A 14,420-nucleotide genomic window follows, 5' to 3' on the forward strand; every position below is an offset into this window, starting at 1 on the left:
TGCGCCCTAAAAAATCCAGGGGTTGGCCGTGCGCACGCGCGCGCCCAGGCTGCGCAGCATCTCGGTCAGCCCCATGTGGGCGCGGTCAAAGTGCAGCAGGTCCGGCGGCAGGGCGTGCATATGGAGCGAGGCGGCGCGTCGGGCGGCGGCATTGGGCTGGGGCGGTGGCGGTAATTGACCAAAGTCATACACCGGGCTTTTCAGCGGCAGGCATTGCCAGTCTTGCCAGCCGGCCAGCGCGGGCAGCAGCTCGGTCTCAAAGCGTTGCTGGTCCAGCGCAGGGTCGATGAGGTCCAGCGCCAGGTAGGCCTCGCGCAGCGCCACCGTGTCCTTAGGCGCACGCAGTGCAGCCTTCCAGGCATTCGCTGCCTGCGCGCAAAACAGGGGCGACAGGGTGCGTGTGCAGCCAAAGTCCAGCAGACCCAGTTGGCCCTCGTCCATGAATAGGTAGTTGCCCGGATGCGGATCGGCCTGCAGGCGCTGCAAGCCCCAGGCGCATTGCATGAAGGTGTCAAACAGCAGTTGGCCGTAATGGTCGCGCTGGGCCTGGCTGGGCTGGGTGGCCAGCCACTCGGCCAGGTGCAGGCCGTGCAGGCGCTGCATGGTCAGTACGCGGGGCGTGGTGCGTTCCATCACCGGCGTGGGCAGCACCAGCTTCGGGTGTTGCAGGTGCTGGGCAAACCACTGCAGCTGCTTGGCCTCGTGCAGATAGTCCAGCTCTTGCGTCAGCGTCTGGGCAATGTTCTCCATCACGCGGGCCTGGATGTCGGCATTGGGCAGTGCCTCAGGCCCCAGGCTGATGCCCTTGAGCAGCAGGCGCAGCATGGCTAGGTCGCTATGGATGGTGGCGGCCATGCCGGGGTACTGCAGCTTCACGGCCACGGCCTCACCGCTGAACAACGTAGCGGCGTGCACCTGGCCCAGGCTGGCGGCGGCAAAGGCCTGCAGGTCGAATTCGGCAAACAGCGCCTCCGGGCTGTTGCCCAGCTCCTGGCGCAGCAGCTTGAGCACCAGCGCGCGGTTCAGCGGGGTGACCTGGTAGTGCGCGCGTGCCAGCTGCTGGCGCACGCCCTCGGGCAGCAGGCCCAGTTCCATGCTCAGCAGCTGCGAGGCTTTTAGCGCCGTGCCCTTGAGCTGGTTGAGAGCGGTGAACGCGATGCGGCCCATCTTGGCCTCGTGCTCTACACGCGCCGCTTCCTGGTCGGCCGCACTGGCACCGCGCCGCACCAGCTGCGTGGCCGAGCGTGCCAGTTGCGTGGCGCCAGCCTGTGCGGCAGCGGCACCCACAATGGCGCCGCGCGCGAGCTTACTGGTGTGCGGTGCTTGCGGCATGCAGGGACTGGCTCAGCATTTTGGGCACGATGCGCCGGTGCACCGGCCCCACGACGGCCATGTAGGCGTGGCCCAGCGCATTGTGGTTGTGCACCACGGTGCTGACCGACACCACGGGCTTTCCATCCTGCTGGTGTTTGAACACCGACAGCTCCACGCGCAGGTGTTTGTCGTCATCAAACAGGATGACCTCGGGCGCCGACAGGTAGCACAGGCTGAAGATGCCCGCGCGGTCACCCAGCGCGTAGCGGGCGGCGGGTTTGCTGTCTTGCGCTTGCATTTTTACTTGCAGACGGCCCAGGTGCTTGAGGCCCACCAGACGTACGGCCTGGTTGCGCACCGACATGAGGAAGTCCATCCAGCCTGGGGTGCGGCCCACCACCGCCAGGTAGGTTTCCATGGCGCTGCTGCCGGGCTGCGGGTCGGCAAAGGTGTAGCAGTCGGCAAAGTCGGCGCCCACGGTGCGCTGGGCAATCTGGCTGTGCGCCGGCAGTGCGGTCTCGGTGATGGTGGCGGCGTTCATGGAGTTTTCAGGGTGTGGCGGGCGCGTTGCATCAGGTCCAGCCAGCCACCGCCGGGTTGCAGCAGGCGCGCCAGCTGGCTGCGCAGCATGAAGCCGCCCAGCTCCAGCAGCCGGTCCACCAGGCCGCTGCGTAGCGCCAGCGTCAGCACACCCAGGCTCAGGTCGGTCATGCGGGTGGTGTCGGCAAAGCCGTCTGACGTGTCGCGCAGCCAGAAGCCCAGCACCGCGTACACATAGTCCGCCATCAGGCTGGACAGGCTGCCCTGAAAGCCGCAGGGCGGTATCTCGCCGCTCTCCTGCGCGGCCTCCAGCATCTCGGCAAATGCGGCTTGCAGCAGGGTCTTGCCGGGCAGGGCGCCACTCAGCAGGGCCAGCGGCGCCTTGTTGAGCAGCTGGTGCGCCAGGGCTACAAACTCGCGGTCCGGCAGCAGGGTTTCCAGCAGGTGGTCCACCAGCAGTTGCATGCGCTCTTGCAATGAAAATTTGTCCAGCCCCTTGGTCTTGCGCATAGCCGCCAGGGCGTCTTCCACGGCCTGCTCAAAGTAGGCCAGCACCAGCTTTTCCTTGCTGGGAAAGTACTTGTAGATGGTGGCATCGCCCAGCTCGGCGGCGCGGGCAATCTGCTTCATGGTGGTGCCGTCAAACCCGTGCTGGGTCATCAGGTCTACCGCGGTGCGGATCAGCAGGCGGTGGCTTTGGGCTTGTTGGGCTTTGGTGGTGCGCATGGTGTGTTCGCTCTCAAGTAGTGCCGTCCCAGCGGGCATCAGCGCGCAGGGCACAGTGGGTCCAGATGCCGCCGGCCAGATCCGCCAAGCCAAACAGGATGATCATGGGGCTACCCAGCCCGGTGAGGGCAAAGGCCGTGAACGCCACAAAGACGATGAAGCGTGTGTAGACGGAGGCGACGAGGAAGGGCTTGAACTCGTGGCGGGCCGCGACCCAGGCGTACACGCCGATCATGAAGGCCACCAGCCCCACCACGCGAATCCAGACCTCCGGGGTTTGCGGTATCTGCAGCAGAGACAGCAGCAGGTTGGGCGCGAGCACCAGCGTGGCGCCGGCCAGGAACAGGTAGACCGCGAAGACTTTGGCGCTGAAGGCAGAGCTGGACATGGAGGGTTCCTTTTACAGAGAAAGCCAGCCGTAACCCGTGGCGATGAGCAGCGGGCCGGCGGGCAGGGCAGCCCAGAAGGGCGACTTGGGAAACGCGGCGGCCCCGAGCACGCCGGTGAGCAGCAGGTAGCTGCCCACGATCTTCAGCAGCGCTAGGTCAGCCGTGGCCGCGGCGTGCAGGGCGGTGTGCCCGGCCAGTAGCAGCAATGGGCCAAAGATCAGGAACCAGAAGGCGGTACGGCGTTCGTCTGTGGCCGCAAACTGCCCGATGTAGCCACCGCCCCAGGCGGCGCGCAGCGGGGCGCGGTATTTGCGCAGGCCGTAGGCGATGTGCCCCAGGCCCAGAACGACCATGAACCACGCGACGGTGTGTGCCATGCAATGCCTTTATGGAAACTAACTTTCCATAAATATAGCATTTAAGTAATTTAAAAGATAGTTGATTTTATAAAAAGCCTGCGGCCGCCACCCCGCTGCGCACTGCGCCTTCCAGCGTGGCGGGGTAGGGGCCATCCACATAGTCGCCACAGGCCCAGAGGCCGGGCGCGATGGCCTGCTGTGGGCGCACCAGCCCCGGCGTGCAGGCAAAGGTGGCGCGTTTTTCCACCACGGTTTGCAGCGGCGTGAGCGCTAGGCCCAGCTGGGCTTGCGCCTGGGCCAGCACCTGGGTTTGCAGGGTGTCGCGGTCGCCCTCACTGGCGCTGACCACAAAGGCCAGCAAGCCCTGAACACCACCGGACTGGCCACCGAGTTGGCCGCGGTCGAAGACAAATTGGGCGGGATTGGTTGCGTCGCTGCGCAGCGCCAGCATGGGCTGGCTCAAGCGGGCGCTGGCTGCATGGGCATAGACGGTGGCAATGGCTTCAAACTGCAGGGCCTGCGCGGTGGCAGCCCACGTTTGCATGGCGGTTGCTATGGTTTCAGGAGCTGCTTGCGCATATTCCACAAGGGCTAGGGCCGCATTCGATGAGGAAGTGGCCCACAGCACGGCGTCAAAAGCTTGGCCGTTCACCAGCCAACCGGTGCCTGGGTGTTGGGGGGTGAGCTGATCCACACGCGTGCCCAACCGCACCACGCCACCCTGCGCCTGCAGCCAGGTGGCTGCGGCTTGCGGGAACAACGTGGCCAGGTCGGCGCGGGGCAACAGCAGGTTGGAGCTGCCGCGCCCACCAAACAGCGAGTCGCGCAGCACGGTGAGGAACACCTGGCCACTGGCCCGATTGGCCGGCGTGTTCAGCGCCGACACGCACAGCGGGTCGATCATGGTGGCCAGCACAGTGGGCGTGAGCGTGCGGCACAGGTCGGCCACGGTAGTTTGTGGCGCGCAGGCAAAGCCGCCCAGCTGCCAGCCGGTGGCGGCGCGCAACAAACTCCATTTGTCGGCCCAGGTCCAGCCCTTGGCACTCGCAATGCCGGCCAGCGCATCCAGCGGGCTCGGCCAGTCGGGCAGGGCCAGGCCGTCGCCATCGGGGAAAAGTAGCGTGAGCGGCAGGCGCAGCAGCGTTTGCTGTGGGTCCACACCCACGGTACGCATGAGTTTGAGTGTCTCGGAGTAGGCGCCAATGAGGATGTGTTGGCCGTTGTCCAGCACCACGGGCGTGCCGTTGGGCAAGGTGCCATTCAGGGCTCTGGCCCGCCCGCCGACTGCGCGGGCTGCTTCAAAAACTGTAGCGTGGTGGCCGGCTTGTGTGGCGGTGACCGCAGCGGCCATGCCGCCCCAGCCGGCGCCTACAACCGCTACTTTCACAGCCTGCCTAAGGCTTGCACCTTCCACGCCAGCCAGAACTTGCGCAGCGGCGTGAGCGCGATGCGCTGGTGCAGCACCTGGAAGTTGTCGGACTCGATCTCGCGCAGCAGGGCGCGGTAGATGCTGGCCATCATCAGGCCGGGCTTTTGCGTGCGGCGGTCCGCAGCGGGCAGCAGGGCCAGCGCTTCGTCGTACAAGCCTTGGGCGCGCTGCGCCTGGAATTTCATGAGGGCGGTGAAGCGGTCCGAGTAGGTGCGCTTCAAGATCTCATGCGCCTTCACATCGAACTGCTGCAGTTCGTTGACCGGCAGGTAGATGCGCCCACGCATGGCGTCTTCGCCCACGTCGCGCAGGATATTGGTGAGCTGCAGGGCCTGGCCCAGCTTGTGGGCGTAGGCGGTGGTTTGCGCGTCGGTCTGGCCGAAGATGCGCGCGGCCACCTCGCCCACCACGCCGGCCACCAGGTGGCAGTAGCGCTGCAGGTTGGGGTAGTCCAGGTAGCGGGTTTGTTCCAGGTCCATTTGGCAGCCCTCAATGACGCCCAGCAGGTGGCGTGCCTCGATGCCGTACAGCGCGGTGTGCGGCATCAGCGCCTTCATCACCGGGTGCACGGGGTTGCCCGCAAAGGACTGGGCCACCTCGGTCTGCCACCATGCCAGCTTGGTTGCTGCCACCCCAGGGTCCATCATCTCGTCCACTACGTCATCCACCTCGCGGCAGAAGGCATAAAACGCGGTGATGGCGGCGCGCCGGGGGGCGGGCAGAAACAGGAAGGCGTAGTAGAAGCTGCTGCCGCTGGCGGCGGCTTTGTCCTGGACGTATTGCTCTGGGGTCATGGCGGGGATTGTTACATCCCGCGGCCGTCGCTAGCGGAACTCGGAGGGTTTGAAGTAGTACTCGTCCGGGATTGTCAAAAACGCATCGGTGAGTTGCGGGTTGTCGATGGTGATGGTGGTCCGCTGCGCCAGCTTGGCGCGCTGCAGGGCGCGGCGCACCGAGGGGTCGCTGGCCAGTAGTTTCTGGAACGCGCCTTCGGCAAACGCACGTTTGAGGCCGGACAGGATCATTGCGTGCAGTTCGGTGCAGTCGGGCCGCAGATAAAAGAGGCGGGCAAAGCGGTAGATCAGCAGCACATGCGGGTCCACCACCATGGAGGGGGCAAAGTCGCCGTACTGCTCAGAGAAGCCATACACCTCGTTCATGCCCAGCGGCAAAAAGTCAAAGCGCTTGGCCTCCAACATGGGGAACAGCGATTCCAGCGTGGGCCCGGTCACCACCGAGATGCCGGCGGCCTGCATGATGGCGTTGTTGGACCAGCCCAGGCCTTGCCCCGCGCGAAAGCGGCGCAGTTGCGTGAGGTTGCCCACGCGGGCAAATTCGTTTTCCAGGCTGTAGTGGATCAGGCTGAGCCGGTAGCCCAGCAAGCCGCGGTCGATGGGGAAGTAGACCGCGTTGAAGGCTTTCTCGAACTCGGCGCCCGAACCAAAGTCCGCCACATTCACTTCGCCCCGGCGCAGCATGGCGCGGGCGCGCTCGTCGTTGACGGCGATGGGGTGCAGGCTCAGGGTGTAGGGCTTGCCACAGCGCTGCAGCGCGAGCTCCAGCACGCGGTAGCCCAGGTTGTCGGTGCCATTGGCATTGAGGTTGGGGTAGACCACCAGCATGGGGGACTGGGCGCGGGCCGTGCAGGCGCCGCCCAACGCCAGGCTGGCACCGGCGAGGTGGAGCAGTGAGCGACGGGTCCAACGATTTTGCAGATTTTCTTGTTTTTTGACGGACACGGGCATGTCATTGATTGGACCATGGCCATAGGCCACAACCCTGCCAAAGTTCTAGGGGAATGCCCGAGTTTGGCGCTTAAAAAGTGGACCGTTCGGTCAGGTGCGTTTGGGGTTGGATAGCGCTATAGCCCGCGTCCAATGTGCGGTAGTAGCTATTAATTTAGGAGCGTTCATGGTTGGGGTGTGCGTGCCCCAATGCGGTGCGGAGCCGGTGGGCTGCGCTTAGGCGCGCATGCGCCAGGCACGCCACAGCAGCAGCGGGAAATCCCAGGCCCGCAGCACCGGGCGCTGGCCCAGGGTGCGGTAGTCCAGCGCGGCGATCTTGTCCAGAATGCGCAGCCCGCCTTGCACCACCAGGCGCAGTTCCCAGCCCGTGCGGCCCGGCAGGCGGTGCACCAATGGAGCACCCCGCAGCATGCTAGCCAGCGCAGACTGTGCGCTGGCAGCTATCATTTTGGTAGCGGACTCGGTCTGGCGTTGGGCCAGCACATCGGCCTGCGGCACGCCAAACTGGGCGCGCGCGGCATCGCTCAGGTAGTAGCGGCCACGCGGGATGTCCACGCTCAGGTCTTGCCAGAAGTTGATGAGCTGCAGCGCGGTGCAGATCGCGTCGCTTTGCGCCAGGGCCTGCGCGTCGTGCACGCCATACAGATGCAGCAGCAGCCGGCCCACGGGGTTGGCGGAGCGGCGGCAGTAGTCCAGCAGCTCGGCCTCGTCGGCGTAGCCCGTGCGGTCGCGGGTCTTTTCAATGTCTTGTACAAACGCGTCCAGCAGGTCGTGCAGTAGCTGGGTGGGCAGGGCGTATTGCTGAATCGCCCCCTTTAGCGGGCCAAACACCTGGGGCCAATCGGCAAAAGCGGTGCCGCCCTCTGCCGCCTGTTGCAGCGCCTGGCGGTAGGCCTGCAGGCTGGCCAGGCGCTGGGCGGGGCTGGCGTCGCCCTCGTCGGCAATGTCGTCCGCGGTGCGGGCGAAGTGGTAAATCGCGGCGATCGGCGCGCGCAGGTGCGGCGGGCACAGCCAGGAGGCCACGGGAAAGTTCTCGTAATGGGTAATCGGCGTAGCGGCGGGGGCGGTGGGCATGGGGCGATTGTGCCCGCGGCGGGTTTTGCTTTACCCCGGCTTGACAAAGGCCAGTAGTTACCCTAAATTACTAACCAGTCGGTCATTAGTTGGTGGTTGAGCCTGGTTTCAGCTGCCTTTTTTCTTTCCTTTCCGCACCTGCCACCATGCAACTCAAATCTTTTGCCACCGGGGCCACGCTCATTGCAGCAGCGCTGGTACTCGCCGCGTGCTCCAAGCCCGCGCCCTCCGAAGAACCGATCCGCGCGGTGAAAGTGGTCACCGTGGGGCTGGACAGCATCCAGTCCGGTGCCGAGTTTTCGGGCGAGGTACGGCCCCGCGTCGAATCCCGTCTGGGCTTTCGCGTAGCGGGCAAGCTGGTGCGCCGCCCGGTGGAGCTGGGCCAAGTTGTGAAAGCCGGCCAGGTGCTGGCCCAGCTGGATCCCCAAGACTACAAACTAGCCGCCGAAGCCGCGCGCGCCCAGGTGGCTGCTGCTGCCACCAACCGCGACCTGGCCGCCGCCGACTTCAAGCGCTTCAAGGAACTGCGCGACCAGAACTTCATCAGCGGCGCCGAACTGGAACGCCGCGACACCACGCTGAAAGCCGCCCAGGCCCAGTTGGACCAGGCGCAAGCCCAATTGAACAGCCAGGGCAACCAGGCGTCGTACACCACGCTGGTGGCTGATGTGTCGGGCGTGGTGACCGCCATTTCCGCCGAGCCAGGCCAGGTGGTGACCGCCGGCACGCCGGTGGTGCAGATTGCCCAGGACGGCCCGCGCGACGTGGTGTTCGCGGTGCCTGAAGACAAGGTGGCGCTCATTAAGGCTGGTTCGTCGGTAGACGTGCGGGTCTGGGCCAGCAAGACCACGGTCAAGGGAGTGGTGCGCGAAGTGGCGGCCAGTGCCGACCCCGTGACGCGCACGTTCACCGTGAAGGTGGGCCTGGATGCGAAAGACGCGCTGGCGCTGGGCACGACCGTGTCCGTGGTGCCGCAGGCGTTTGACCGCAGCGGTGTGCAAGTCGTCAAACTGCCCACTAGTGCGCTGTACCAGAGTGGCAAGTCCACGGCGGTGTGGGTGTTGGACGCGGCGAGCATGACCGTGAAGCTGCAGCCCATCACCGTGGCCACGGCCGATGGCAACGAGGTGGTGGTGGCTGATGGCCTGCAGCCCGGCACCCAGGTGGTGGTGGCGGGTGTGCATGTGCTGTCTCCCGGCCAGAAAGTCAGCCTCTATCTGCAAAAAGGTGCTCCAGCCCCCGTGGCTGCTGCGCCAGCAGCTCCTGAATCTGTAGCAGCTGCCGCCCCGGCAGCCAGCGCCTCTGCTGCCAAGTGAGCTGCCCATGAACCTCGACGAACCCAAAAAAGGTTTCAACCTTTCCAAGTGGGCCTTGGACCACGCGGCGCTCACGCGCTATTTGATGATCGTGCTGTTGCTCTTGGGGGTAGCTTCCTACTTCCAGCTGGGGCAGGACGAAGACCCGCCCTTCACCTTCCGCGCCATGGTGGTACGCACCTACTGGCCGGGCGCTACGGCGCAGCAGGTGGCCGAGCAGGTCACCGACAAGATCGAGCGCACCCTGCAAGAGGTGCCCTACGCCGACAAGATCCGCAGCTATTCCAAGCCCGGTGAGTCGCAAATCATTTTCCAGATCAAGGACTCCAGCCGCCCCGCGGATGTGCCCAACGTCTGGTACAGCGTGCGCAAGAAGGTGGGCGACATCCGCGGCACCTTGCCCGGTGGCGTGGTCGGCCCATTCTTCAACGACGATTTCGGTGATGTGTATGGCGTGATCTACGCGCTGGAGGCCGATGGCTTCAACTACGCCGAGCTCAAGACCTTTGCCGATGACGTGCGCCAGCGCCTGCTGCGCGTGCCCGATGTGGCCAAGGTGGAGCTGTTCGGCGCGCAGGATGAGAAGCTCTACATCGAGATCTCGCAAAAGCGCCTGGCCCAACTCGGGCTGGACATGACCCAGGTGCTGGCCCAACTGGGCCAGCAAAACGCAGTGGAATCCGCCGGCGCCGTGCAAACCCCGCTGGACGTGGTGCAGGTGCGTGTGGGCGGCCAGTTCAACCGCGTGGAAGAGCTCGAAGCCATGCCCATCCGCGGCGCATCGGGCAACCAGTTGCGCCTGAAAGACATTGCCACCATCGCCAAGGGCTATGTGGACCCGCCCGCCGTGAAGGTGCACCACCAGGGCAAAGAAGTAATTGCGCTGGGTGTCTCCATGACCAAGGGCGGCGACATCATTGCGCTGGGCCATTCGCTGGAATCCGTCTTCAAGGGTATTGAGAAAGACCTGCCTGCCGGTATCAAACTGGTGCAGTTGCAGGACCAGCCCAAGTCGGTGACCACCTCGGTGGGCGAGTTTGTGCGCGTATTGATCGAAGCCGTGGTGATCGTGCTGGCCGTGAGCTTTATCGCCCTGGGCTTGCACAAGCGCCCCGGTAACAACCCGCTGTGGAAGCGCTGGATTCTGGACATCCGCCCGGGCCTGGTGGTGGGCATCACCATTCCGCTGGTGCTGGCCGTGACCTTCCTCGGTATGTATTACTGGGGCATTGGCCTGCACAAGATTTCGCTGGGCTCGCTCATCATCGCGCTGGGCCTGCTGGTGGACGACGCCATCATTGCGGTGGAAATGATGGTGCGCAAGATGGAGGAGGGCTACGACAAAGTGCGTGCCGCCACGTTTGCGTATGAAGTGACCGCCATGCCCATGTTGACGGGCACTTTAATCACCGCGGTGGGTTTTTTACCCATTGGCCTGGCCAAGTCCACCACCGGTGAATACACCTTCGCCATCTTCGCGGTGACAGTGCTGGCGCTGATCCTGAGCTGGTTTGTGTCGGTGTACTTTGTGCCTTACCTGGGTACGCTGCTGCTCAAGGAGCACAAGCACCATCCGGGCGAAGAATCCGTCCACACTGAGCACTTCGACACGCCGTTCTACAACATCTTCCGCAAGACCGTGAACTGGTGTGTGCAGCACCGCTGGCTGACGATTGGCGCCACTATTCTGGTGTTTGCCCTGGGGATATTCGGCATGGGCAAGGTGCAGCAGCAGTTCTTCCCGGACTCCAGCCGCCCAGAGGTGCTGGTGGACATCTGGTTCCCCGAAGGCACATCCTTCGCCGCCAACCAGGAAGTTACCCAGCGCGTGGAAAAGCGCCTGATGCAGGAAGAGGGCGTTAACACCGTCAGTACCTGGATCGGCTCCGGCGTGCCGCGCTTCTACCTGCCGCTGGACCAGGTGTTCCCCCAGTCCAACGTGTCGCAGTTCATCATCATTCCCAAGGATTTGAAGGTGCGCGAGTCGCTGCGCGTGAAGTTGCCGGCGCTGTTGGCCACCGAATTCCCCGAGGTGCGTGGCCGCGTCAAGCTGCTGCCCAACGGCCCGCCCGTGCCTTACCCGGTGCAGTTCCGCGTGGTCGGCCCCGAGCCCCTGGCGCTGCGTGAGCGTGCCGATGAGGTCAAGGCCGTGATGCGCGCCAGCTCCAACACGCGCGGCGTAAACGACAACTGGAACGAGCCCGTCAAGGTGCTGCGTCTGGAAGTGGACCAGGCCAAGGCTCGCGCCCTGGGTGTGACCAGCCAGTCCATCGCACAAGCGTCCAAGACCGTGCTGGCCGGTACCACCGTGGGCCAGTACCGCGAGGGCGACAAGCTCATTGATATCGTGCTGCGTCAGCCGCTGGACGAGCGCAATGCCATCACCGACATTGCCAACGCCTACCTGCCCACGGCCAGTGGCAAGTCGATCCCGCTCACGCAGATCGCCAAGCCCGTGTTCACCTGGGAGCCCGGTGTGATGTGGCGCGAGAACCGCGACTACGCCATCACCGTGCAAGGTGACATCGTGGAAGGCCTGCAAGGCGCCACCGTGACTGCCGAGCTGCAGCCCAAGCTGAAAGCTCTGGAAGCCCAGTGGCAAAAAGCGGGCTACCAGGGCTACGCCATCCAGGTGGCCGGTGCGGTGGAAGAAAGCTCCAAGGGCTCGGCCTCCATCGTGGCGGGTGTTCCTGTCATGCTGTTCCTGACCTTCACGCTGCTGATGCTGCAACTGCATAGCTTCAGCCGCGCACTGCTGGTGTTCATCACCGGGCCGCTGGGCATTGCCGGTGTGGCGGGTGCGCTGATCCTGCTGGGCCGTCCGTTTGGTTTTGTGGCGCTGCTGGGTGTGATCGCCCTGATGGGCATGATCCAGCGCAACTCGGTGATCCTGATCGACCAGATCGAGCAGGACCGGGCCAATGGCATCCCTGCCTGGGACGCCATTGTCGAGTCGGCAGTGCGGCGTTTGCGCCCCATCGTGCTGACGGCTGCTGCTGCGGTGCTGGCCATGATTCCGCTGTCCCGCTCGGTGTTCTGGGGCCCTATGGCCGTGGCCATCATGGGCGGGTTGATCGTGGCGACCGTGCTGACTTTGCTGGCATTGCCAGCCATGTATGCCGCCTGGTTCAGGGTCAAACGCGAGCCGGTAAAGCCGGTCTGATCGAAAGCGGTCTTTCCGCAGGTTAAAATAGCGGGTTGACCGATTTCAAATGGGGGGTCAGGGTCTTGCGGCGTAAGCCAGCAGGTACTCCCGGCCTCCCATTGTTGTTTTTTGCGCGGGTGGCGAAATTGGTAGACGCACCAGGTTTAGGTCCTGACGCTGGCAACAGTGTGGGGGTTCGAGTCCCCCCCCGCGCACCAACCTTAAACAGGCATCTTTGATGGATGCCGCAGGTGAAAGTCCTGCCAAAACCAAAATTAGGAGTTAGCCATGGCCGTTACTGTAGAAACTCTGGAAAAGCTGGAGCGCAAGATCACTTTGAACCTGCCCGTGGGCGTGATCCAGACTGAGGTGGAAAGCCGTCTGCGCAAGCTGGCCCGCACCGTGAAGATGGACGGTTTTCGTCCCGGCAAGGTGCCCATGAACGTGGTGACACAGCGCTACGGTTACTCCGTGCACTACGAAGTGATGAACGACAAGGTGGGCGAGGCCTTCGCCACCGCCGCCAACGAAGCCAAGCTGCGCGTGGCTGGCCAACCCAAAATCACCGAGAGCGAAGTCGCTCCCGAAGGCCAAATGGCCTTTGACGCCATCTTCGAAGTGTTCCCCGAAGTCAAGATCGCTGATCTGGCTACGGCCGAAATCGAAAAGCTGGCAGCCGATGTGACCGACGAAGCCATCGACAAAACCATCGAAATCCTGCGCAAGCAGCGCCGTACCTTCGCCCAGCGCGCCCAAGGTACCGCTGCGCAAGACACCGATCGCGTGACCGTGGACTTCGAAGGCAAGATCGACGGTGAAGTGTTTTCCGGCGGCAAAGCTGACGACTTCCAGTTCATCCTGGGCGACGGCCAGATGCTGAAGGAATTTGAAGACGCAACCCGCGGCATGAAGACTGGTGAAAGCAAGACTTTTCCCTTGGCCTTCCCCGCTGACTACCATGGCAAAGACGTGGCTGGCAAAACTGCCGACTTCATGGTCACCCTGAAGAAGCTCGAAGCCGCCAACCTGCCGGCTGTGGACGCCGAACTGGCCAAGTCCCTGGGCATTGCCGAAGGCACCGTGGAAGCGCTGCGCGCCGACATCCGCAAGAACCTGGAACGTGAAGTCAAGCACCGCCTGCTGGCCCGCAACAAGCAGGCCGCCATGGACGCCTTGGTTGCCAAGGCCGAATTGGACCTGCCCAAGTCCAGCGTGCAAGCTGAACTGGACCGCATGATCGAAAACGCCCGTGCTGATCTGAAGCAGCGTGGCATCAAGGACGCAGACAAGGCGCCTATCCCTGACGACATCTTCCGTCCCCAAGCCGAGCGCCGCGTGCGTCTGGGCCTGGTGGTGGCTGAGCTGGTGCGTGCCAATGACTTGGCTGCCAAGCCCGAACAGATCAAGGCCCACATCGACGAGCTGGCTGCCAGCTACGAAAAGCCTGCTGACGTGGTGCGTTGGTACTTCGGCGACAACCGCCGCATGGCCGAAGTGGAAGCCATCGTGATCGAAAACAATGTGACTGAATTTGTGTTGGCCAAAGCCAAGGTGTCTGACAAATCCATCTCGTTTGACGAGCTGATGGGCCAGAACTAAGTACCTGTGCGCCCGGTGTGCGCTGCACGCTGGTACAGAAATGGGGCTTGCGCGGGACTTGCAGTCCAGCGGTCAAGCCCCATTTGCATGGAGGCTACGGTTTTTCGGTACAGTTACTACTTCAATTTGGAGAGCTTATGAACGTGAAATATGGAATGTCCGGCGCAATGGAAACCCAGGCCCTGGGCATGGTTCCTATGGTCATTGAGCAGTCGGGCCGCGGTGAGCGCTCCTACGATATTTATTCGCGCCTGCTCAAAGAGCGTGTGATCTTTCTGGTGGGCCCGGTGAATGACCAGACCGCCAACCTGGTGGTGGCACAGCTGCTGTTTCTGGAAAGCGAAAACCCAGACAAGGACATTTCGTTCTACATCAACTCTCCCGGCGGCTCAGTGAGCGCAGGCATGGCGATTTACGACACCATGAACTTCATCAAGCCCGACGTGTCCACACTGTGTACCGGCATGGCCGCCAGCATGGGCGCCTTCCTGCTGGCTGCGGGTGCCAAGGGCAAGCGTTTCTCGCTGCCCAACTCCAAGGTCATGATTCACCAGCCTTTGGGCGGTACCCAAGGCCAGGCCACAGAAATCGAGATCCACGCCCGCGAGATCCTGAAGACCCGCGAGCAGCTCAACAAGATTTTGGCCGAGCGCACCGGACAGCCACTGGAAAAGATCGAGCGTGACACCGAGCGTGACTATTACCTGTCTGCCGACGAAGCCAAAGAGTACGGCTTGGTGGACCAGGTGATTGCCAAGCGCCCCTGATCGGAGCTGCGAAAGCA

13 protein-coding genes and 1 tRNA gene are annotated in these 14,420 nt (G+C 63.7%); 5 read left to right on the plus strand and 9 right to left on the minus strand.

The window, feature by feature from the left end; translation table 11 throughout:
- Positions 1-6: 6 nt before the first annotated feature.
- From AC1DZ5_RS06770 to hpnC, 9 genes are all read right to left on the minus strand, one after another.
- Positions 7-1,332: an ABC1 kinase family protein gene (locus AC1DZ5_RS06770; protein ID WP_477887383.1), complete on the minus strand. Its 1,326-nt coding sequence runs from the start codon at positions 1,330-1,332 to the stop codon at positions 7-9.
- Positions 1,307-1,855: a DUF2867 domain-containing protein gene (locus tag AC1DZ5_RS06775; RefSeq protein ID WP_477887384.1), complete on the minus strand. Its 549-nt coding sequence runs from the start codon at positions 1,853-1,855 to the stop codon at positions 1,307-1,309. Before AC1DZ5_RS06775 ends, AC1DZ5_RS06770 begins: the two co-directional genes overlap by 26 nt.
- Complete coding sequence (locus tag AC1DZ5_RS06780) at positions 1,852-2,580, minus strand: TetR/AcrR family transcriptional regulator (protein WP_477887386.1); 729 nt, start codon at positions 2,578-2,580, stop codon at positions 1,852-1,854. Before AC1DZ5_RS06780 ends, AC1DZ5_RS06775 begins: the two co-directional genes overlap by 4 nt.
- 13 nt (positions 2,581-2,593) lie before the next feature.
- A complete protein-coding gene (locus tag AC1DZ5_RS06785) occupies positions 2,594-2,968 on the minus strand; it encodes a hypothetical protein (protein WP_477887388.1) in 375 nt (124 codons plus the stop codon).
- Between the two features lie 12 nt (positions 2,969-2,980).
- Positions 2,981-3,346 (minus strand): DUF6463 family protein, encoded by a 366-nt coding sequence (locus AC1DZ5_RS06790; RefSeq protein ID WP_477887390.1) that lies wholly within the window; start codon positions 3,344-3,346, stop codon positions 2,981-2,983.
- A 67-nt stretch (positions 3,347-3,413) separates the two neighbouring features.
- Positions 3,414-4,715 carry a hydroxysqualene dehydroxylase HpnE gene (hpnE, locus tag AC1DZ5_RS06795; protein WP_477887392.1) on the minus strand — a complete coding sequence of 434 codons (1,302 nt, stop codon included), beginning with the start codon at positions 4,713-4,715 and terminating at the stop codon, positions 3,414-3,416.
- Positions 4,712-5,551 (minus strand): presqualene diphosphate synthase HpnD, encoded by an 840-nt coding sequence (gene hpnD / locus AC1DZ5_RS06800; RefSeq protein WP_477887394.1) that lies wholly within the window; start codon positions 5,549-5,551, stop codon positions 4,712-4,714. Before hpnD ends, hpnE begins: the two co-directional genes overlap by 4 nt.
- 30 nt (positions 5,552-5,581) lie before the next feature.
- Complete coding sequence (locus AC1DZ5_RS06805; RefSeq protein ID WP_477887396.1) at positions 5,582-6,496, minus strand: hypothetical protein; 915 nt, start codon at positions 6,494-6,496, stop codon at positions 5,582-5,584.
- Between the two features lie 222 nt (positions 6,497-6,718).
- Positions 6,719-7,576, minus strand: coding sequence for a squalene synthase HpnC (hpnC, locus tag AC1DZ5_RS06810; protein WP_477887398.1), 858 nt, complete (start codon positions 7,574-7,576; stop codon positions 6,719-6,721).
- 146 nt (positions 7,577-7,722) lie between these two features.
- Between hpnC and AC1DZ5_RS06815 the strand changes: the two genes are divergently transcribed.
- The 5 genes from AC1DZ5_RS06815 to clpP all read left to right on the plus strand — a co-directional run bounded on the left by AC1DZ5_RS06815 (position 7,723) and on the right by clpP (position 14,403).
- The gene (locus tag AC1DZ5_RS06815; protein ID WP_477887400.1) at positions 7,723-8,892 is read left to right on the plus strand and encodes an efflux RND transporter periplasmic adaptor subunit; all 1,170 of its coding nucleotides are present in this window, start codon (positions 7,723-7,725) and stop codon (positions 8,890-8,892) included.
- A 7-nt stretch (positions 8,893-8,899) separates the two neighbouring features.
- Positions 8,900-12,055: an efflux RND transporter permease subunit gene (locus tag AC1DZ5_RS06820; protein ID WP_477887402.1), complete on the plus strand. Its 3,156-nt coding sequence runs from the start codon at positions 8,900-8,902 to the stop codon at positions 12,053-12,055.
- Positions 12,056-12,168: 113 nt separating this feature from the next.
- A tRNA-Leu gene (locus AC1DZ5_RS06825) sits at positions 12,169-12,255 on the plus strand.
- Between the two features lie 70 nt (positions 12,256-12,325).
- On the plus strand, positions 12,326-13,636 hold the full coding sequence (gene tig / locus AC1DZ5_RS06830; protein ID WP_477887404.1) for a trigger factor: 1,311 nt from the start codon (positions 12,326-12,328) through the stop codon (positions 13,634-13,636).
- Between the two features lie 137 nt (positions 13,637-13,773).
- A complete protein-coding gene (gene clpP, locus AC1DZ5_RS06835; protein WP_255413700.1) occupies positions 13,774-14,403 on the plus strand; it encodes an ATP-dependent Clp endopeptidase proteolytic subunit ClpP in 630 nt (209 codons plus the stop codon).
- The last annotated feature ends 17 nt before the right edge of the window (positions 14,404-14,420 follow it).

It is taken from the genome of Rhodoferax sp. P1_F3 (assembly GCF_056405715.1).

Excerpts from the sequence above, each read along its gene's own strand:
- AC1DZ5_RS06780 (WP_477887386.1), bottom strand. The coding sequence starts at position 2,580 with ATGCGCACCACCAAAGCCCAACAAGCCCAAAGCCACCGCCTGCTGATC.
- AC1DZ5_RS06815 (WP_477887400.1), top strand. The coding sequence starts at position 7,723 with ATGCAACTCAAATCTTTTGCCACCGGGGCCACGCTCATTGCAGCAGCG.
- clpP (WP_255413700.1), top strand. The coding sequence starts at position 13,774 with ATGAACGTGAAATATGGAATGTCCGGCGCAATGGAAACCCAGGCCCTG.
- tig (WP_477887404.1), top strand. The coding sequence starts at position 12,326 with ATGGCCGTTACTGTAGAAACTCTGGAAAAGCTGGAGCGCAAGATCACT.
- hpnC (WP_477887398.1), bottom strand. The coding sequence starts at position 7,576 with ATGCCCACCGCCCCCGCCGCTACGCCGATTACCCATTACGAGAACTTT.
- AC1DZ5_RS06770 (WP_477887383.1), bottom strand. The coding sequence starts at position 1,332 with ATGCCGCAAGCACCGCACACCAGTAAGCTCGCGCGCGGCGCCATTGTG.
- AC1DZ5_RS06775 (WP_477887384.1), bottom strand. The coding sequence starts at position 1,855 with ATGAACGCCGCCACCATCACCGAGACCGCACTGCCGGCGCACAGCCAG.
- AC1DZ5_RS06820 (WP_477887402.1), top strand. The coding sequence starts at position 8,900 with ATGAACCTCGACGAACCCAAAAAAGGTTTCAACCTTTCCAAGTGGGCC.
- AC1DZ5_RS06785 (WP_477887388.1), bottom strand. The coding sequence starts at position 2,968 with ATGTCCAGCTCTGCCTTCAGCGCCAAAGTCTTCGCGGTCTACCTGTTC.
- AC1DZ5_RS06790 (WP_477887390.1), bottom strand. The coding sequence starts at position 3,346 with ATGGCACACACCGTCGCGTGGTTCATGGTCGTTCTGGGCCTGGGGCAC.
- hpnD (WP_477887394.1), bottom strand. The coding sequence starts at position 5,551 with ATGACCCCAGAGCAATACGTCCAGGACAAAGCCGCCGCCAGCGGCAGC.